Source organism: Gemmiger sp. (assembly GCF_057431175.1).
This window is the reverse complement of record NZ_DBMDDV010000013.1, coordinates 27,428-47,094: the sequence shown is the minus strand read 5'-3', so window position 1 is coordinate 47,094 and position 19,667 is coordinate 27,428. Positions and strand designations below refer to the sequence as shown.

14 protein-coding genes are annotated in these 19,667 nt (G+C 60.3%); all 14 read right to left on the bottom strand.

What is annotated here, in order from left to right:
• On the bottom strand, window positions 1–2,670 hold the full coding sequence (locus tag ACZO0A_RS06535; RefSeq protein WP_302376009.1) for an ATP-binding protein: 2,670 nt from the start codon (window positions 2,668–2,670) through the stop codon (window positions 1–3).
• Window positions 2,671–2,890: 220 nt separating this feature from the next.
• Entirely contained in the window at window positions 2,891–3,235 is a 345-nt protein-coding gene (locus ACZO0A_RS06530) for an Hpt domain-containing protein (protein WP_215690873.1), read from the bottom strand.
• Between the two features lie 80 nt (window positions 3,236–3,315).
• Window positions 3,316–4,824 (bottom strand): HD domain-containing phosphohydrolase, encoded by a 1,509-nt coding sequence (locus ACZO0A_RS06525; protein ID WP_486846164.1) that lies wholly within the window; start codon window positions 4,822–4,824, stop codon window positions 3,316–3,318.
• Between the two features lie 307 nt (window positions 4,825–5,131).
• Complete coding sequence (locus ACZO0A_RS06520) at window positions 5,132–5,767, bottom strand: hypothetical protein (RefSeq protein WP_302376007.1); 636 nt, start codon at window positions 5,765–5,767, stop codon at window positions 5,132–5,134.
• Window positions 5,764–7,860 carry a hypothetical protein gene (locus tag ACZO0A_RS06515; RefSeq protein ID WP_302376006.1) on the bottom strand — a complete coding sequence of 699 codons (2,097 nt, stop codon included), beginning with the start codon at window positions 7,858–7,860 and terminating at the stop codon, window positions 5,764–5,766. Before ACZO0A_RS06515 ends, ACZO0A_RS06520 begins: the two co-directional genes overlap by 4 nt.
• Before the next feature lie 166 nt (window positions 7,861–8,026).
• Window positions 8,027–8,650 carry a hypothetical protein gene (locus tag ACZO0A_RS06510; protein ID WP_291230664.1) on the bottom strand — a complete coding sequence of 208 codons (624 nt, stop codon included), beginning with the start codon at window positions 8,648–8,650 and terminating at the stop codon, window positions 8,027–8,029.
• A complete protein-coding gene (locus ACZO0A_RS06505; protein ID WP_302376005.1) occupies window positions 8,651–10,645 on the bottom strand; it encodes a hypothetical protein in 1,995 nt (664 codons plus the stop codon).
• Between the two features lie 166 nt (window positions 10,646–10,811).
• A complete protein-coding gene (locus ACZO0A_RS06500) occupies window positions 10,812–12,494 on the bottom strand; it encodes a DUF2142 domain-containing protein (protein ID WP_302376004.1) in 1,683 nt (560 codons plus the stop codon).
• 106 nt (window positions 12,495–12,600) lie between these two features.
• Complete coding sequence (locus ACZO0A_RS06495; protein WP_215690901.1) at window positions 12,601–13,584, bottom strand: NAD-dependent 4,6-dehydratase LegB; 984 nt, start codon at window positions 13,582–13,584, stop codon at window positions 12,601–12,603.
• A gap of 162 nt (window positions 13,585–13,746) precedes the next feature.
• On the bottom strand, window positions 13,747–14,217 hold the full coding sequence (locus ACZO0A_RS06490) for a peptidylprolyl isomerase (protein ID WP_215690902.1): 471 nt from the start codon (window positions 14,215–14,217) through the stop codon (window positions 13,747–13,749).
• Window positions 14,214–15,146, bottom strand: coding sequence for a zinc dependent phospholipase C family protein (locus tag ACZO0A_RS06485; RefSeq protein WP_302376003.1), 933 nt, complete (start codon window positions 15,144–15,146; stop codon window positions 14,214–14,216). Before ACZO0A_RS06485 ends, ACZO0A_RS06490 begins: the two co-directional genes overlap by 4 nt.
• A 130-nt stretch (window positions 15,147–15,276) precedes the next feature.
• Window positions 15,277–16,644 carry an MFS transporter gene (locus ACZO0A_RS06480; RefSeq protein ID WP_291209402.1) on the bottom strand — a complete coding sequence of 456 codons (1,368 nt, stop codon included), beginning with the start codon at window positions 16,642–16,644 and terminating at the stop codon, window positions 15,277–15,279.
• Between the two features lie 185 nt (window positions 16,645–16,829).
• Complete coding sequence (locus ACZO0A_RS06475) at window positions 16,830–17,657, bottom strand: TrmH family RNA methyltransferase (RefSeq protein WP_291209424.1); 828 nt, start codon at window positions 17,655–17,657, stop codon at window positions 16,830–16,832.
• A 248-nt stretch (window positions 17,658–17,905) separates the two neighbouring features.
• Window positions 17,906–19,195, bottom strand: a complete 1,290-nt coding sequence (locus ACZO0A_RS06470) for an O-acetylhomoserine aminocarboxypropyltransferase/cysteine synthase family protein (RefSeq protein ID WP_302376002.1) — start codon at window positions 19,193–19,195, stop codon at window positions 17,906–17,908.
• Window positions 19,196–19,667 lie beyond the last annotated feature (472 nt).

Below are 19,667 nucleotides of genomic sequence, written 5' to 3'. Positions count from 1 at the left end.
TCAGCAAATCGAGCGGGTGCGGTTCGTGTACTTCAAAATTTCGGCCATCAGGATCTTCATGTCCAGCGGCTTACCTACGTGGCTGTTCATGCCCGCATCCAAGCAGGCCTTTACATCGTCGGCAAAGACGTTGGCCGTCATGGCAATGATAGGCGTGCCCTCGTCGGGGCCTTTGCCCTCAAACGCGCGGATGCAGCGGGTAGCTTCCAAACCGTTCATCTCAGGCATCATCACGTCCATCAGAATCGCGTCGTAGGTGCGGGGCGCGGCGTTCTGGATGGCCTCCAGCGCCTCCTTGCCGTTGGTCACAGCGGTGATCTTCGCGCCCTGTTCCTCCAACAGCGTCACGGCGATCTCAGCGTTCAGCTCATTGTCCTCGGCCAGCAGCAGGTGCAGGCCCTTCAAATCAGGCGCACGCTTTTCCTCCATCGGGTCAGGGGCGTTGGCGGGGCGCTCGCCCACCGGCAGCGACAGCCGTAAAATAAAGGTCGAGCCCTTCCAAGGTTCACTCTCCACATCCAGCGAGCCATGCATCTGGTCAACGAGTTTTTTCGTGATAGCCATGCCCAGGCCGGTGCCCTTGTAGGTCGTGCGGCTCGTGCGCTGTTCCTGGGTGAACGGCTCAAAGATGTGCTGCATGAACTCCTCGCTCATGCCGATGCCGTTGTCCTTGATCTCCATGCGCAGGTGGACAAGGCCTTCCTCAAACAGCGTCTCCCTGGCGCGGAAGTTGATCTCGCCGCCGTCGGGCGTGTACTTGACGGCGTTGGACAGAATGTTGATGAGCACCTGGCGGATGTGCAGCTCACTGCCCACCAGGTAGGGATGCCAGAACGGGCCGATCTGCTTCGTGAACGTCATGTTTCGCTCGGTGATCTGCCCTTCCAGAATGCCGCAGCAGGAATCCAGCAGTACCCGCAAATCAAACGGGGTGTTGAGCATCTGCATACTGCCGGATTCGATTTTGGACATATCCAGCACGTCGTTCACCAGCGAGAGCAGGTGGGACGCCGCGCCGCGCATCTTGGCTATGCAGTCCTTGACACGTGCTTTATCGTCAAAATTTTCCTCGGCAATGTCCAGCATACCCATAATGCCGTTGATGGGTGTGCGGATATCGTGGGACATATTCGACAAAAATTCCGTCTTGGCAGCACTGGCTTCCTCGGCCTTGTGCAGGGCCTTCTCGGCCTCGGCGCGGAAACGGCGGCTGCGCAGCACCAGCCTGATGCAGACGATCGCGGCGACAACGCACAGGTAGGTCAGCACAATGACCGGCGGATACTGGTACGCCAAGCGCACCAGCGAGAATTTCTGCGTGCCCAGGTTGATATATTTGTTGGTGATGGAGACGACCTCGGCGCGGGTCAGGCTGTTTACGCTCTTGTTCAGCACACTGCGCAGCAGCACGTCGTAATCGCGGTTGACACCGATGCAAAAACTGCGCCGCTCGTCGCTGAGCATCGACCGCAGCTCGTTCTTTTTGTCGTCAAAGACGGTCCGCTCGGCCTGGTAGGTGTACGTGTAGTAGGCGTCAATTTCGCCGCTGTGCAGCGCCGCCAGGCAGTCATCGAAGGAGTCCATGTACTCGACGGTGGCGCAGTCGTCCAGGCCGGGCAGCTCCAGCGCGCCGGTGTTGAAGTTGTAGGCCACGGCCACCCTGCGCAGGTCGCCGTCGTGGCTGCGCAGCAACACCCAGGAAAACTCCGCCGAGAGGTAGCTGTCCGTCAGTTTGTAGCCGCAATCCTCGGCGGTGGAAAAATCGCTGGTCAAATCAATGACAAAATCCGCCGCGCGGTCACTGAGAATCTGCTTGTACTCGGTGCGGTCAGCCGGTGTCAAGAACTTGTAGTGCAGCCGGGCGCGGCCCGCCACGAGCTTAAAGAGGTCTACCATGATGCCGGTCAGCTTGCCGTCCTTGTCCAGATAGGAGTAGGGGTAGCGGTCCGGGTTGGCCAGCACGGTGAACTCCTTGTCCGCTGCATTGTGGGCCGTGATGTAGTTTTCCTCAGCAGCGGTCAGGTAGAGCTTGTTGCTGGTGTGGATGTTCTTGTTGTACTTGTCAAACAGGGTCGTGCGCCAGGTGGGGTCGTCACGGTCCATACGGATCAACGCGTCGTTGACAAGCCGCAGGGTCGAAGCATCGCCTTTGCGCACGGCAATGTAGACGTCCTCATTGTCAAAGGTGTCGATGACCCATTCGTTGGAGGTCTGGCGCATCCGGTTGGAGACTGCCGCCGTAATGGTGCCGCTGCGCAGTGCGGCGGAAAGTTCCTCATCGGTGTCAAAATAGACCGGCGTGTAGGTAAAGCCGTTTTTCTCAGCGTAGGCCTTGAAACTCTCGTTGCGGCCGTTGCCGCTGCGGCTCATACCGACGACCATGCCGTCAAACGTATCATAGTTGCCCGCCACGATGCTGCGGTTGCCAGCCTTGACGGTCAGCATTGTGGCTACATTGGAGATCGGCTCGTTGGAGAAGTCGAAGCGCTCGGCGCGCTCGTCGGTCTTGCGCAGCGTGGGCAGCAGGTCAGTCTCGCCGCGCTCCAGCATATCGGCGGCCTCGTTGGCATCACAGTCGTAAGCCAGATACTCAAACTGTACATTCTCATGCTGGGCAATGCGCTGCAGTACCTCGTAGGAATAGCCGCTGCGGTGGCCGTCCTCGTCCATGACATGGTAGCCCGTGTAGGTGTAAAAGCCTACGCGCAGGGTGCGCCGGGGCGTGTCATCGCTGCCAACAGCATACTGGTAAGCAGCAGGCAGCAGACCGTGCGCCGCAGAGTGGGGAGGTTCTCCTTTTTATTATACATGGCAGGGGCACTCCGGTTTCCTGTGCAGCGGCAGAGACGCCGCACATAGTATTCTGCAGGGCCGACCTGCAAGGGGGGCTTTACAGTTCGCGGATTGCCGCCAGCACTTCCTCGTGGGCAGCAAGGACGGGCGGCCAAAGGCTCTCATCTTCCAGCGGCTTGGGGCCGCGCACGGCGTCGCACAGGGCCGCGGCAGCCTTGTACAGGCGGTCCATCCCTAAGTTCTGGGCCACGCCCTTCAGTGTGTGGCTGGCGCGGAAAGCCAGCTCCCAATCCTGGGCGGCCAGCGCGTCCTTCAGCTGGGCAAAGCTGGGGTCGCCGGGGTATTTCAGGATAAACTTCTTCACAAGGGCCTCGCTGGGCAGACGGCTCAGGGTGGCATTGTAATCGCCGCCGACGCGGGCATAAAATTCCTGTAACGTCATATCATTTCTGCCTTTCTCATTTTCACTTTTATTCTTCAGCGGTAAATTCCGCAGTGACACAGGCGTTGCGCTGCCCTTTGTTACACGGGGTTGGCCTGGCCAACCGCGCCGATGTACAGGGGCGGTATCTCATCGCTCCACAGGGCGCAGAGCGACACATGATGCCAGCGCAGCTCGCCGTCAATGGGCAGCAGCATCGAAAGCTCGGCGTGGGGGCGGTCCACTGTCGTGGCCCGCAGCGCGGTACGGATACGATCAATATCCGCGATGGCAAAGCCGGATTGATCGGCTTCGTCCGGCAGATGCAGCTCTTCCGGCACCTGCATATGCTCCACCGCCCAGGGCGAGAACCGCACCAGGCCGGTGACCTCGCTGTAATCAAACTGCACACAGCGGGCGTTTTCGGCAAAGAAATTCGCTTTGGTGCGCAGCACGGACAGCGTGCGCAGGATGTGATCCTGCCCGGGCAGCGATTTCTCGTGCAGCAGCACCTCCGAGATATGCTGTGCCTCGGCCAGGTAGTTGCGGCGGCTTCCGCCGGAGGAGGCCAGGCTCAGCTCGGCGTGCAGCCGCGCACCCGCATCCGTCAGGCATTCCAGCAGCAGCGGGTTGAACTGCCCGCACTCGCCGTTCAAAATCATCTCCATGGCCTTGTCATGGCCAAAGGCTTTTTTGTAGCAGCGCTCGCTCGTCAGGGCGTCGTAGACGTCGGCCATTGCCACGACCTGCGCGGCAATGGGAATATCCTCACCCTTCAGGCCGTCAGGGTAGCCGCGGCCGTCCCAGCGCTCGTGATGCCAGCGGCAGATGGCGTAGGCTGTCTTGACCAGCGGCGACTCCTGCTGGAAGGGGAGCTTGTCGAGAATTTCCGCACCGGTGGTGGTGTGGGTCTTCATCGTGTCAAACTCTTCCTTCGTCAGTTTGCCGGGCTTGTTCAGAATCGACGCTGGGATGTTGATCTTGCCGATGTCGTGCAGCGCCGACGCCGTGCTGATCAGCGAGATATCGGCGGCGTTCAGATTGTATTTGTCGGTTTTCCGGACCAGCGTGCGCAGCAGGATGTCGGTCGCCGTCTGGATGTGCAGCACGTGCAGGCCGCTCTCGCCGTTGCGGAACTCGACGATATGGCTGAGAATGTTGATCATCGTCGAGTTGCTTTTTTCTTTTTCGTAGACCTGCTCGGCCACCAGCCGCACCAGGCGCTTCTGCTTGGCATAGAGCATCAGGGTGTTGATGACGCGGCGGCGCACGATGGCCATATCAAACGGGCGGCTGATGTAGTCAGTCGCGCCCAGATCGTAGGTACGCTCCACATAGCTGGATGCGTTCTCGGCCGAGATCATAATGACCGGGATATCGTCGATCCAGTGATATTTATTCATCATGGCCAACACATCAAAGCCGTCCATTTCGGGCATCATGATATCCAGCAGCAGCAGGTCAATGTCGACGTTGGTCTGCATGATGGACACCGCCTGGCGGCCGTTCTCGGTTTCAAGGATTTCGTAACCGTCGCCCAGCATCTCCGTCAGGATAGCGCGGTTCATTGCGGAATCGTCCGCTATCAGGATCTTTTCTTTTTCGCTCATGGTCCCTTTACCTATACATAAGACCGGAGAAAACGCCCGAAAAAGCACATTCTCCCATACATTAACTATTATAATATAACACAAATGCCAAAAGCAACAGATTCGTGCAAAATTATCGAAAAAGACGGTGCAAAATGAAAGGCTTTGCCAAAAAGATTGTAGGGACCGGGCATACCCGGCCCGCACGTGGGAGGCATACGGTCGTTTGCCGGAAAGCTGCGGGCCGCATATGTGCGGCCCCTGCATTCTCTACCCCACCAAAAAAGCAGATGCCCCACCCGAAGTGAAACATCTGCTCATTCCGTAATTATTTTTCTTTTTTGAGTACCGCAAAAATCATGCTCACGGCGGCGGCTGCCAAGGCCGGGTAGAGCACCAGGCAAAACGCCTGGTACCACGTCGGCACAAAATACTGCCACACGGCGGGCAGCGTGTCGGCGGCGTTTAAGGTGATATCACGCACCGCCAGCGTTACGGTCTTGTTTTCCTCGGGGCTGCATGGGTCCAGCCGCAGCGCGGCCAGGCTGGTGCGGGGCAGCGTGTAGATGTACCGCCCCTCGCCCACGCTCTGGGGAAACACCCGGCGGTCGGCAGAGTAATCTTCGCCGACCTTTGTGGTGTAGTACAGGCACATTTCCCGCGCTTCGCCGTCAAATTGCGTGGTGTAGCTGATGGTGCGCACCACGCGGCCATCGACATTTTCCAAAATCATCTGCGGGTCGCCGTCCACGGTGGTCAGCGTGCCGTCCTCATTTTGGGTCAGCCCCACCAGCTGCCAGTCGGTCACGGCCATCGTTTCCTCGGCCAGGCGGCCCTGGGCTTTCGCCAGCGCATCGCTGCCAAAGTGAGCCGCGCCCAGCACCAGCCAGGCGGCCAGCGCCAGCAGGTACGCGGTGATGGGCAGTGCCCCGCGCCGCGCAAACCAGTTTTTCATCGCTTTCACGGGGCGCTCACCTCCATCTGCATTGGGGCAAAGCCCGCATCGGTCACGCGGTAGAGCAGTGTCTCGTCGCTCTGGGCCGCCGCCAGCTTGTCGGTGAACAGGTCGGCGTAGCTTTGCACAAAAATATCATCCAGCGTCTGGATATACAGCACCGTGCAGCCGTTGCCGCGCACGATGGCGTCCAGCTCCTCTGCCGTAAAACCGTGGTAGTAGGTGTTTTTTACGCCCTCGCTGGGCTGCAATTCGGGCAGACCCAGCTCGCCGCCGCCGCCGATCATCTTGGTTTCGCCGGTGTCGGGGTCCGTGGTCACGGTGCCGGAATAGTCCACCAAAATCGGGTAGAAGTCGAACACGGCGCTGAACCAGCCCTCGCCGTTGTCGCCCTGCCCGACATAAAAGACGCGGTCATCGGAGGCCAGGTAGCTGCACACCAGCTCGGCCTCGGCGCGCTCGGCGCGGCGGTCGGTGAACTCGCTGTCCGCAAAGCCCAGCACACTCAGCTGCGGCAAAATCAGCTGGCTCTGGCGGAACAGCATTCCGCAGGCCAGCACCAGCACAAACAGCTCAAAGGCAGCGTGCGGCTGTCGGCGGGTCGCAGTAAAAACCGCTGTCGGGCCATCGGCCCCGCCCTTGACTGTGATCTGCGGCAGCAGCGCCACCGACAGACACCCCAGCGCAAGGATGAACCAGCCGATGTAATAGCTGTAAATGTAGCGGTTGTAGTCAACCAGCTGCTCGGCCTGGAACGGCACAAAAATAAAGCCGTAACTCAGTGCCAGCATCAGGTTGTAGCCCAAAAAGCAGACGCCGGACAGCACGCTGATGACGGCGATACGCGCCTTGAGCCGCCGCGACGCTGCCGCCAGAATCGCCACAACAAACACGATGGCAATCAGTGCGACCACATTGCGGCCCTGCCCGATCATGCTCAACTTGCCGTCGCTGGTCCAGAACTGGTGGCCCATGTCGGCCATCGCAGTGCGGAACTGGGCCTCGCGCTCGGCGTAAAAGCCCTCGACCGGCTGGCCCAGCAGAATTTTGATGCCGTTGACAACGACCGCAGACAGCGGGGCGCTCGTCTCGCCAACGCCGGAATCACTGGCGCTGCGGCTGACGAGCCAGCCGACATAGCGCACATTCCACAGATAGTAAATTGCCATCGGTGCGGCAAAACAGGCCAGGCTGAACCCGGTGCGGGGGAGCAGACCGGCCTTGAAATCGCCGTCGTCGGCAAACAGCCACTCGTCCACAGCCACCAGACCCGCTGCCACCAGCGCCAATACAAACGTATTGGCCTTGATGTTGGCAGACAGCGCCAGAATCGGCAGCACGGCCCATTTGGGGGCCGAAGTTTGGCGCAGCGCCAGCCACGCGGCCACGGCCCCGCCGAACACAAGGCCCGCGGGTACATCGCCGTAGCTGGTCATGTAGGTGGTGGTCAGGTAGATAGTGTGGTTGTAGTTCGTGAAGAAGAACGGCACGCACCACAGCGCGGCGGCCATCGGCACGGCCACACGCCATTTCTCGCGGGGGATAGCCCCGACAACGGCGGCAAATACAGAAAAATACAAAATGTCATAACCGACGTAAATTTTCCAATCTGCATAATCGCCCAAAAACTGGAAGAAATACGCCAGCAGCGGCAGGCCGGGGTTCTGGGTCGCGGCCCAGGGGGTGCCCAATTCTGCCGTGGCGTACAGGTCGTTGTTGACCTTCGTGATTTTGACCGCGGTGGCCCAAAGGCTCAGCTCGTCAAAATCGGTGGCCATCGGCTGGCGCACAAAAAAGTAGACGGTGAACGCCAGCGCCATGCCCCAGAACAGCACACTGCCCGGGGTGAACAGCTTTTGCGCCGCTCCAGCGTGGTTTTTGCGGGTGGCCAGCACCCACACGCCGCCCGCCAGGCAGAGCGCATACACCGCCCAGGTGATGGGGTAGAGCACCCCCGCCATGGCGGCCAGCGTCAGCACCGCCACGATGAGGGACAGTGCCGTCAGCGGTGCCACCGACGCCGGGACGCGGCATTTCAGCGTAAGTACCGTGCAGCCGCAAAACAGCGCCGCCACGGCAGCCAGTACGCAGAGCAGTTCCATAGGACAGACTCCTTCATATGGGATGATGGTAGAGGCGTCGAGAACGCCGCCCCCCTACAAGTGTGCAGGGATGTAGGGGCTGCACATGTGCGGCCCGCAGCTTTCCCGCAAAAGCGATTTTGCCTTTTGGCTGAGGTCCGGGCATACCCGGCCCCTACGGTGTGCTTTATTTTTTCCTTATAAAAAGGGAAACGAAAGCGGCGGCGATACATGGCCCAAACGTCAGCACCAGCCACCAGCCGGCAGTGGGGATAAACCGGGTGTACCACGCCCGGGCAGGGTTCAGTTCAATGCCGGTAAACAGCGTCGGCACGCCGCCCACACTGTCCGGGTCGATACGCAGCCCCGTTACCCACCTGCCGCCCAGATCAAACGTATACACGCCGGGGGCGGTCACGGTGGCGTAGACTTTCTGCGCCTCGGTGTAGTCAGTCTGGCCGGGTTTCAGGTAATACAGCGCCACGCCGCCCGGGGGCAGCCGGTGCGCTGCGTCCAGCACCACTGTCTCGATGTATCCCTGCCCCTGCCAGTAAATGTGCGGGTCACTGTCGGTGGAAAGATACCACGCCGGGTCATCATCCGGCGGCGTCCACCACTCGTTGGAGGAGTAGGGCGCAAAGCTCTCGGTCACAAGGTCAGCGGCGTCCACATGGGTCTGGGGCATTTTGCCCTGCATTTTGTAGTTCAGCATCACGCCGCAGCCGACGAGACACCGCACCACCCAGAACACAGCCGCCAGCAGATAAGCCAGCACCAGCAGCTGCCGTGCCTTAAAAAGCGGTTTTTTCATTTACGCCACCCCGCTTTCTGCCACAGCCGCCAGCGTGAACGGCACGTCGGCGTCCGCGCCCTCAAAATGGTAGAGCGTCGCGGGCATATCGTTGGTCAGGCCGCCCTCAAACAGGGGGCTGAACTCCAACTGCAAATAGTCGTCGGCGCGGTCGATTAAGATATAATCGCAGTCCTTCTCGGCCATGTAGGCAACCAGCGTGTCCGGCACGCAGACGGCCTTGTAGTCGTACAGCGTCCAGTTTTCGCTCTCCACCAGGTTCATAAAATCGCTGTCCCAGCGGTCCTGCGTCTCGCCCAGGCGGCCATAGAAGCCGCCAAAGCCGTTCACGACCTGGGCGGTCAGCTCATAGCGGTAGTAGTACCACCGCGTGGCGTCGTCGCCCTGGCTGATGACCAGCACGCGGTCGGGCCAGTTGAGCACGGCATTCATCGTGTCAGCGCGGTTTTGCACGTCGGCGCGCAGGGTATACAGGCTGTTGGCCCCGGTCCAGAACCCGGCCGCAGGGATGCCGCGCCAGCAGAACACGGCCATGATGACCGCCGCCGCACCGCCCAGCGCCAGCTGGCCCAGCCGCTCCTTTGCGCTGCGGGCCAACAGGCAGAGCATTGCCAGCATCCACGCCTGGTAGTAAGGGGCCAGGTAGCGGTCGTAGTCCTTCAGCGCCAGGCCCTCAATATCGGAAAAGTTGTAGTTGTAGAGAATCAAGTGGAACAGATACAGCGCCGCAAAGCAGAACGCAAACCCCAGGTGCGCCGCAAGCACGCGGCGGCGGGCGGGGCCTTTCTCGGCGGCCAGCCAGGCGGCTGCGGCCACCATCGTGATAGCCGCCACGGCAATGACGCCGCCGCCCAAAAGGCAGATGCGCCGGGTGAAGAACGCGCTGCCCATGGCGGCCATGATCTGGGCAAACTTTTCGGTGCGGCCGATGCCCAGCAGCTGCTTGACGCCGCCCACGAGGACCGCGCCGTAGCTCAGCCCCTCACTGCCGACGCTGGCGGCGGTGTCCGCCGTCGGGGTGACGGCTGCCGTATAGCGGCCCCAGCTTAAAAACGCCGCCAGCACAACAACGGCCAGCGCACCGGCCTGAAGCAGGGCTTTCGGGAAGGCTTTTTTGATGGGCGCATCCGCCGCAAACAGCAGGTCAAGGCCAATCAAAAACGCCGCGATCAGGCCGTAGGCAAAGCAGATGTCTTTGGTCAGGGTCAGCACGGCCAGCGGCAGCGCGACCAGCCAATAGGCGTGTTTATGGCGCCCCACTGCAAAATAGAGGCAGAGCGTGCCGCCGAAAAGCATCGCCAGCGGCAGGTCGGCCATCGCGTTGACATACTGCACGGCGTAGCTGCCGGCAGCCGTGGCCGAAAAGAAGTACGGCAGCAAAAAACCGGAGGCAAACACCAGAATGCCCTCGGCCCATTTCAGGCGCGGCAGCGCGGCGGCAGCGGCCAGGCAGGCCAGCGCCAGCGTGTCGATGGCGGCCAGGCAGGCCCACTCGGCCCAGTGGCCGAAAGGCTGGAACAAGAACGTAATCAGGCTCGTGGCCGGGTAGGTGAAACTGGCTTTCAGGTTGACCGGGTCAGCCACGTAGAACGCGCCGCGCTCCACGACCATCTTGGGGGCCAGGCCCCAGGCTGTGAATTCGTCCCATTGGGTAAACATGGGCTTCTGTACGCAGAACAGCACCCAGATAAACGCAGCACCGCCTAAAAAAAGCGCAAAGCCCGGTGCGCACAGGACGCTCTGCCATGCCTTGAACACCCCGGCGGGGCGCAGCTGCACAAGGCCCAGCACCCACACGGCGGCCAGTGCCAACAACACCAGCACCGCCCCGGCCCGCAGGACGCCCGCGATACCGCAGAGGTACAGCACGACCACCGCGCCGCTCAACACCGGCAGCGGCAGCAGGGCGGGGGAAAGATTGGATTTTTCGCCCAGTATCGCACAAGCGCCGGACAGCAAAAGCAAAAGCGCAAGGGCGTAGAGAAGATGCAGCATGGGAGCCTCCTTTCGTGGAATGCCTTCCCCCTTGGGGGAAGGTGGCCGAAGGCCGGATGAGGGGCAAAGTCCCCGTGATAACCCTTACATGGGCTATAGAGGCACCGCCGCCCCTCATCAGTCACCTTCGGTGACAGCTTCTCCCCCGAGGGGAGAAGCCTTTTCTTTACTTATAAATCGTATACACCGGCCCCACAAAGTAGTGCTGGAACAAGAGCACTGCCCCTGCAAACGCATACCACCCGCACAGGCGGACGCTGATGGCGGCGGCCTTTTCTGCGGTCAAGCGCGGGGCAAGCGCACGGCGGGCCAGCGCGGCAGCAGCCAGCACCGCCAGCAGCCACACCGGCAGGAAATACCGCGTCTGCAGGCCGACGATGCGCACCATGCCCACGGGGGTGTAGGTAATATACATGGCCGTCATCGCGCCCACGGCGTAGACGAGACCGAACGCCGACAGCCAGCCGGTGCGGCGGCGGCCCAGGGCATCAGCAGACGGCGAGCAGAGCAGCGCCGCCGCCAGCAGCACCAGCGGCGCGGTCAGGCTGATAAATGCCACCGGCATATCCTTCCAGCCGAACAAGCCCAGTTGGCCGATAAAACCGTCGTTCTCATACAGTGTACCCAGCAAAACCGCGATATAACGCAAGGGATTCTTCAGCACAAACAAAAGCTGCGCACCGCCGTTCACGGTGGTGCCGCCCTGCCGGGCAATCGCGCCGTAATTGTGGCGCAAAAGTGTGCCGTACTGCTCAACGCCAAAGGTCAGTGCCAGCGCACCCGCCGCTGTCAGCACGGCGTACAAGGCGCGGCTGAACCGCACCTTCCACTCGGATCTGCGCACCACAAAGGGCAGCACGACCCACAGCAGGTTGATGTAGGGCTTGGTGCCGTTGGCAAATACGCAGGCCAGCGCATACCACAGCGCCGTGCGGTCGTCCCACTCGGCGCGGGTCAGCAGCGCCAGCATGACGTAGTAGCAGCCCAGCAGCGTGGCGTCATAACTTAACGATGCGCCCATGTAGAGCGACATTGGCAGCAGCATTATACACAAAAAAGCAGGCTTGCACTTGTGCGCAGTGCGCAGCGCCGCATAGCACAGCGCCGCGTAGGCCAGCAGGTTGGCCAGTCGCCCGCCGTACAGGCAGCCCAGCGCACCAAATCCCAGCAGCCGCGCCAGCGCCATGCCCAGTGCCCCGGGCAAAAACGGCAAAATCAAAAAGCTGATGGGCTCAGTTACGGAATCTGCCGCAGAATCGCGGCTTTCCCAGTTGTGATACTGCGTAAAGCTGTCCCAGATGCTCTCGACCCGGCCGTCCTTGCCGTATTGCTTCAGCGCATAGCCTGCCGTGTTGTAGGCCTGCTCGGCGTGGGTATCGGGGTCCGTGCCGACGCCGGCCGAGGTATGGGCGTTGACCCATGCGCCGGGAAACGCCGCGACCAGCTCGTTCACGTCCTCGGGGTAGCCGCGCTCGGCGTCAAAGTCAAAGTGCCCCATGGAAATCGCATAGGTGCGCAGATAATGGTCTGTCTCATCGGGGGTCTGCATCGGCGGATTTGCAAAGGCAAACAGTATGCCGCACAGCAAAATGCAGGCGGCGCCCCGTTTGGCAAAGTCCTTGACCCGGCGCAGAAGCAGCGCCGCTGTGCCCGCCAGGATGCTGAGCCCCACACAAAAGCCGGTGACGGCCAGCGGCGCAAGGCCCCGGGCGTCCAGCCCGTAGAATACGCGCCAGTAGTAGCTGGCAACGATGCCCAGCGCGGCGCACAGCACCAACACGAAAGCCCACCGGGCGGCGGGGTGCTGCACGGTGGGTGAAAGTAACTTTTTCTTGGAAACTTTTGACATAAACTTAGATTTTGGTAGGGGCGAGGCATACCTCGCCCGGCTGTTTGCCGCGCCGCAAAGTGCCCGGTGCGGCAAGGTCGAAGGCCGGGCATACCCGGCCCCTGCATTACAGGATGTACTGGCCGACCTTGTACTGATCCAGGTTGCCGCGCAGGAACTCGATGGTGGCGGCCAGGCCCTGCTCAAAGGTGTACTGCGGTGCCCAGCCGGTCAACTCGCGCAGCTTGGTGGAATCGCCCAGCAGGCGGTTGACTTCGCTCTTTTCGGGGCGCAGGCGCTCGGCCTCGCAGACGATCTTTGCATTCGGGTTGATCTGGGCAATCAGCTCGTTGGCCAGATCACCGATGGAATGCTCAATGCCGGTGGCAATGTTCAGCTCCTGGCCGATGGCGGCGTCGCAGTCGGCAATCGTCATAAAGCCGTTGGCCGTGTCCTTGACATAGTTGAAGTCGCGGGTGGGGGTCAGGCTGCCGAGTTTGATTTCAGTCTGGCCTGCCAGCAGCTGTGTAATAATCGTCGGGATGATGGCGCGGCCGCTCTGGCGCGGGCCATAGGTGTTGAAGGGGCGCACGATGGTGACAGGCAGGTCAAAGCTGCGGTAGAAGCTCTCAGCCAGGCGGTCCGCACCAATTTTGGTGGCGGAGTAGGGGCTTTGGCCCTGGAAGGGGTGCTTCTCGTCGATGGGCACATACTGCGCCGTGCCGTAGACCTCGCTGGTGGAGGTGACAAGCACGCGCTGGGTGCCCAGCTCACGGGCGGCGTTCAGCACGTTCAGCGTGCCCTTGATGTTGGTGTCCACATAGCTGTCCGGGCTGTGGTAGGAGAAGGGGATAGCGATAAGCGCTGCCAGGTGGAACACCCGCTCCTGCCCGCGCATGGCGGTACGCACGCCGTTGGGGTCGCGCACGTCGCCCATAAAGACATCAATTTCATTGCGGATCTCCGGCGGCAGCGTGTCGATCCAGCCCAGCGAGCCGAAGGAATTGTACAGGCAGAATGCGCGGACCTTTTCGCCGCGCTTGACGAGTTCTTCAGTCAGATGGCTGCCAATAAAGCCGTCTGCACCGGTGACCATAACGGTATGTGCCATTTTGTGCTCCTTTATCAAAGGGGACAATGCCCCATATTTCAACTTTATTACAAAATAGTATAACCGATTTTTGGGAAGATTTCAACTATTATTCTAAAGGCGCGCGATTGCCCAAACAAAACACCCGGATGCGCGAACATCCGGGTGCTACCGCGTGGCAAATTAGACGATCTCGACCTTTTCCATCACGACCGGGGTGCGGGGCTTGTCGTTCCAGTCGGTGGCGACGGCGGCAATCTCATCGACGACCTCAATGCCCTTCACCACATGGCCGAAAGCAGCGTAGCTGCCGTCCAGGTGCGGGGCGTCCTGGTGCATGATGAAGAACTGGCTGCCGGCGGAGTTTGGATCCATGGAGCGGGCCATGCTGATGACGCCGCGGGTGTGCTTGATGGGGTTGGCAACGCCGTTCTGCAAAAACTCACCCTTGATGTGCCAGCCCGGGCCGCCCATGCCGGTGCCCTGGGGGTCGCCGCCCTGGATCATAAAGCCGGAAATAACGCGGTGGAACGTCAGGCCGTTGTAAAAACCGTCCTTGACGAGCTTTTCAAAGTTCTCGCAGGTGATGGGGGCGGCGCTATGGTCCAGCTCAATGTCAATGGTCTTGCCGTTCTGCATGGTGATACGGATCATACGGAAATCTCCTTTTCAGTTGTGGTATTTTGTGCGTCAGGGTCGCTCACCGGGGTGGGGATGCCCTGCAAATAGCTCATGCTGCCGATCTTTTCGGCAAATTCGGCGGGGGTCAGCTTCTTCATCCAGTAGAGCAAAGCCGCGCCCATAAACTGTTCGCTGCGCAAAACCGCGCGGGGTAGCAGCGCAAACAGGCCGTCGTCGTGGTGCTCGCCGGTGAAGGGGTCAGTCCACTCGTCGGGCAGGTGTTTGTCCAGCTGCCGGGGCGATACATGGCCGGTGATGAATCCACGCCCGCCGAACAGCGGCTCCACGAGCCAGAAGAACGCCCGGCGCACGCCGTGCTTACTGGGAAAGATGCCTCGCAGCTTGTAGGTGTGCCAGAACGCATCGGCCAGGTACTCCACCGGGATATCTTCACCGTAGGTTTCCAGCAGGCAGGTGTGCAGCAGCGCCGTAATGTCGGCCAGCTCCTCGCCGGTGGGCAGGGGGCTGACGTCCTCGACGGGCACAAGGCTTGAGCCGGTATCCTCAGCGTGCAGGGTGGAGTCCAGTGCAATCTCCAGGTAGCCGTGGCCGCCCTTTTTGCCGTAGGGCTGTCCTTTTTCGCACATGGCGCAGACGAAGGGATGCACGACGGTGTCGGTGGCGTAGTGGCTCAAAAAGCCCAGCGCATACTCCACCTGGGGGCGAGTCTTGACGTTGGCACACAGGCTGCGCAGGAACGCGCCGGTCTTTTCCTCGTGCATACGGTTGCCGAGGCCCGGCAGGTCATAGTGGCGTTTTGCGCGTTTTTTCCAGACCTCATAGCAAAAAAAGCTGTCCGGGCCGTTGGCACCGGCCGCGAACGCCGCCGGGCACTGGATTTTGTAATGGATCGCCACCGCCGCTTTTGCGGCGGTGCGCACATGGGTATAGCCTTCCGGCATCGGGATTCCCCTTTCGTTGGTGAGCGTAGAAAATATTGTAACGCGGGGCGGGGAAAATGTCAAATTTGCGGAGCATCAGCGACGCATCCCACCAATTTTATTATCTTTTATCTCTTATTTTTTATCTTTTTTAGATTTTCCTCTCATCATTCGTCATCGTCTTGGGCAGCACGCCAAAATACAGCACAGCACCGACAATAATAATCAGGATGATGGACAAAATACCATACGGGCCGGCAGCCTTGTTGATGGCGTCGATCTGCTCGGCGGTGGCTGTGGCGGCGGTCAGGCCCTGGTCAGCCAGCATTTTGTTGGCGGCAAAGGCGCTGACAAACCCCACCAGCGCAGGCCCCATGATGGACGAGAACTTACCGAAAATATCAAAGAAGCCGAAAAATTCACCGCTGCGGTCCTTGTCGGGAATCAGCTTGCCAAACATCGAACGGGACAGCGCCTGGATGCCGCCCTGGCTGGTGGCGCACAGCACGGCCAGCATCCAGAACTGCCACAGGCTGTTCATAAAGAACGCAAACACGCAGATAAACATATACACGCAGATGCCCACGCCCACCATCGTGCGCGCGCCGAATTTCTCCGCCAGCTTCATGTACAAAAGGCAGAACGGCAGGCCCAGCACCTGCACCAGCAGCAGCGCCAGCAGCATACCGGCGGAATCCAGCCCCAGGTTGGTGCCGTAGCTTGTGGACATACTGATGATGGTGTGAACGCCGTCGATGTAGAAAAAGTACGCTACAATGTAGACAAGCATCGGCTTATCCGCGCCGATCTCCTTCAGGGTCGTAAACACGCTCTTGATGCCTGCGCCGACCGCGCCCTTCTCGTAGGGCTTGCCGGTGGTCTGCTCGCAGTTTTTCAAAAGCGGGAGGCTGAACACGAGCCACCACACGGCGGTCAGGCCGAAGATGAAGCCAAGGCAGGTCAGCATCGGCACGCCGACGGCGTTCATGATGAGGAAAATCAGCAGCGGAATCGTCGAGCCGCCGATGTAGCCGAGGCCGTAACCCAGGGTGGAAACGGAGTCCATACGCTCCTCGGTCGTGACGTCGGTCAAAAACGCATCGTAGTAGATGCAGGACGCATCAAAGCCGATGGTACTTGTGATGTAGAGCACCAGAACCATCGCCGCGACCCGGCCCGCAGCTTCGGGCGAGGCGGTGAAGTCCATAAATGGGGTGAAGGCCAATCCCCCTACCGAAGCGATGCCAAGCAGCAGGAACACAAGGAACAGCTTTTTGCGCATTCCGCGGATATCGCCGAACACGCCCAAAAACGGTGCGCTGAGGGCGACGATGGCCATGGCAAGGCTCGTGGCAAAGCCCCAGGTGGACATACTGGAAACACTGTCCGCCGTGTAGCCCGCGACTGTGTCAAAGAAGATGGGCAGGATGGTCACGACGATGACCGAGTGGGCGCTGTTGGCCCAGTCGTACATCATCCAGCTGATCTCCTGCTTGGTAAATTTTTTCAGGAAGCCCATGGGAGAAACCCCTCCGTTTCGTTATTGCACGCATTGCGCACGCGTGTATAAATATTGTAACATTTTGGAAACATAAAAACAACACGCCCTCTTGACGTTTCGGTCAACAGGGCGTAAAACTTTCGTCATATTTTTGAGGCAGTTTGACGATGAGAAGGCCCCCCCTTGGAGGAAGCCTTAGGGAATTATCTTTTCCTAAGCTCCCAAAACGCCACGGCTCCGGCGGCCGCCACATTCAGCGAGTCTACTCCGTGCTGCATCGGGATCATGACGGTGTAGTCGCAGTGGGCAATCGTGTTGTGGGCCAGGCCGTCGCCCTCGGTGCCCAATACAATGGCGAGTTTGTCCTCGGCATGCAGCGCCGGGTCGTCGATGCTGACAGCGCGGTTGTCCAGCGCCATAGCGGCGGTCTTAAAGCCCATGGCGTGCAGCCGGGCCATGCCGCCCTCGGGCCAGTCCGCAGGGCTGTCGCCTAAAACGGCCCACGGCACCTGGAACACCGTGCCCATGCTCACACGCACGGCGCGGCGGCACAGCGGGTCGCAGCAGGACGGCGACAACAGCACAGCGTCCATGCCCAGAGCTGCCGCGCCCCGGAAAATCGCGCCGATGTTGGTAGAGTCCACAATACCTTCCAAAACGGCGACGCGGTGGGCGTTCCTGCACAGCTCCTCGGCCGTGTGGGGCGCAGGGCGGCGCATGGCGCACAGCACGCCCCGGGTCAGCACATAGCCGGTCAGCACCTGTAACACGCTGCGGTCGGCGGTGTAGACGGTCGCATCCGGGCAGCGGGCCAGCACCCCGGCAGCCGGGCCATCAATCTGGCGGCGCTCCATCAAAAACGAGAGCGGCTCGCACCCGGCATCCAACGCCGTACCGATGACCTTGGGGCTTTCGGCGATGAAAATACCCTTTTCGGGTTCCAGCCTGTTGCGCAGCTGGGATTCGGTCAGCTTGGTGTAAGGGGCAAGCTCGGGGATGGACAAATCTGTAATTTCAATAATCTGCATGATGGCTTTTTCCTTCGTTGAGGTGTAGGGGCCGGGTATACCCGGCCCTGCCGTGTAAGGCAGGTACGCAGTAAAGGCAAGGTCACGGGCCGCATATGTGCGGCCCTTACAACTCTGCCTCGCGGTTTTTATAACAAGCATACAATATTTCAAAGCAAATTGCAAACAAAACCGCCGCCCGCAGGGCTTGCATCCCATGGGCGGCGGTCGTATTCAAATCCCTATATACCCTCTAAAAATGCTTTGCCGGATTACTCCACGGCGGCAAAGGCCTGATCAAGATCAGCGATGATATCATCGACGTGCTCGGTGCCGATGGACAGGCGGATCGTGTTCTCCTGGATGCCGACGTCAGCCAGCTCCTCGGGGGAAAGCTGGGCGTGGGTGGTGGTGGCCGGGTGGATGACCAGGCTCTTCACGTCGGCAACGTTGGCCAGCAGAGAGAAGATCTGCAGATGGTCGATAAATTCAAAGGCTTCCTTCTGGCCGCCCTTGATGTTGAAGGTGAAGATGGACGCACCGCCGTTGTGGAAGTACTTCTCATACAGGGCGTGGTCGGGGTGGTCAGGCAGGCTGGGGTGGTTGACCTTCTCCACCTTGGGGTGATGGGTCAGGTACTCCACGACCTTCTTGGTGTTCTCGACGTGGCGGTCCAGGCGCAGGGAGAGCGTCTCGGTGCCCTGCAGCAGCAGGAACGCGTTGAACGGGCTGATGCAGGCGCCGGTGTCACGCAGGATGATAGCGCGGATATAGGTCACGAACGCGGCGGGACCGGCAGCATCCACGAAGCTGACGCCGTGGTAGCTGGGGTTGGGGTCAGCAAACGCGGGGAACTTGCCGCTGGCCTTCCAGTCGAACTTGCCGGAATCGACGATGACACCGCCCAGCGTGGTGCCGTGGCCGCCGATAAACTTGGTGGCAGAGTGGACAACGATGTCCGCGCCGTGCTCGATCGGACGGATCAGGTACGGAGTGCCGAAGGTGTTGTCTATGACCAGCGGGATGTTGTGCTTGTGGGCAATCTCGGCGATGGCGTCGATGTCGGGAATGTCAGAGTTGGGGTTACCCAGCGTCTCCAGATAGATGGCGCGGGTGTTCTCCTTGACAGCGCCTTCGACCTCGGCCAGGTCATGGGCGTTGACGAAGGTCGTCTCAACGCCGAAGGCAGGCAGGGTGTGCTCCAACAGATTGGAGGTGCCGCCGTAGATGGTCTTTTGGGCGACGATATGGCCGCCGTTCTGGGCCAGCGCCTGGATGGTGTAGTTGATGGCAGCTGCACCGGAGGCAACGGCCAGGGCAGCAACGCCGCCCTCGAGAGCGGCAATGCGTTTCTCAAAGACATCCTCGGTGGTGTTGGTCAGGCGGCCGTAGATGTTGCCGGCATCGCGCAGGCCGAAACGGTCAGCGGCGTGCTGGGCGTTGTGGAAAACGTAGGAAGTGGTCTGGTAGATAGGCACGGCGCGGGAATCGGTGACAGGGTCAGCCTGCTCCTGGCCGACGTGCAGCTGAAGGGTCTCAAAATGCAGTTTACGCTCGCTCATGATAAAATCCTCATTTCTGTTTTTATTCTTTAAGTTGTTGACGCAAAAGAAAAGCCGGGGGTCGTACAGTTACAACTCCCGGGCAGAAAATACAGTGCGGCGCGAAATTTTACAGGCAATGCAAAGCAAGCCCACGCGCCCGGACGTTTTCCACCCGGGAGTTAGGCATTCGGCCACAGCGGAAATTCTGACGCAGCAGACTGCCGAATACATGGGCCATATGCTTTGCACCTCCTTTGAATTTACTAAATAACCTATAATTTCCGTAGGTTTGTCTGTATTATAATACGGATAAACCGATATGTCAATAGGGAAAAGGGAAATTTATAAATTCCTAAGCCTTCCCCCTTTGGGGGAAGGTGGCCCCGCAGGGCCGGATGAGGGGCGCATGTGCGGCGTCAACCCATAAACGGGTCATGGCGGCGAGGAGGCCCCTCATCAGTCAGCGGTCGGGGCCGCTGACAGCTTCCCC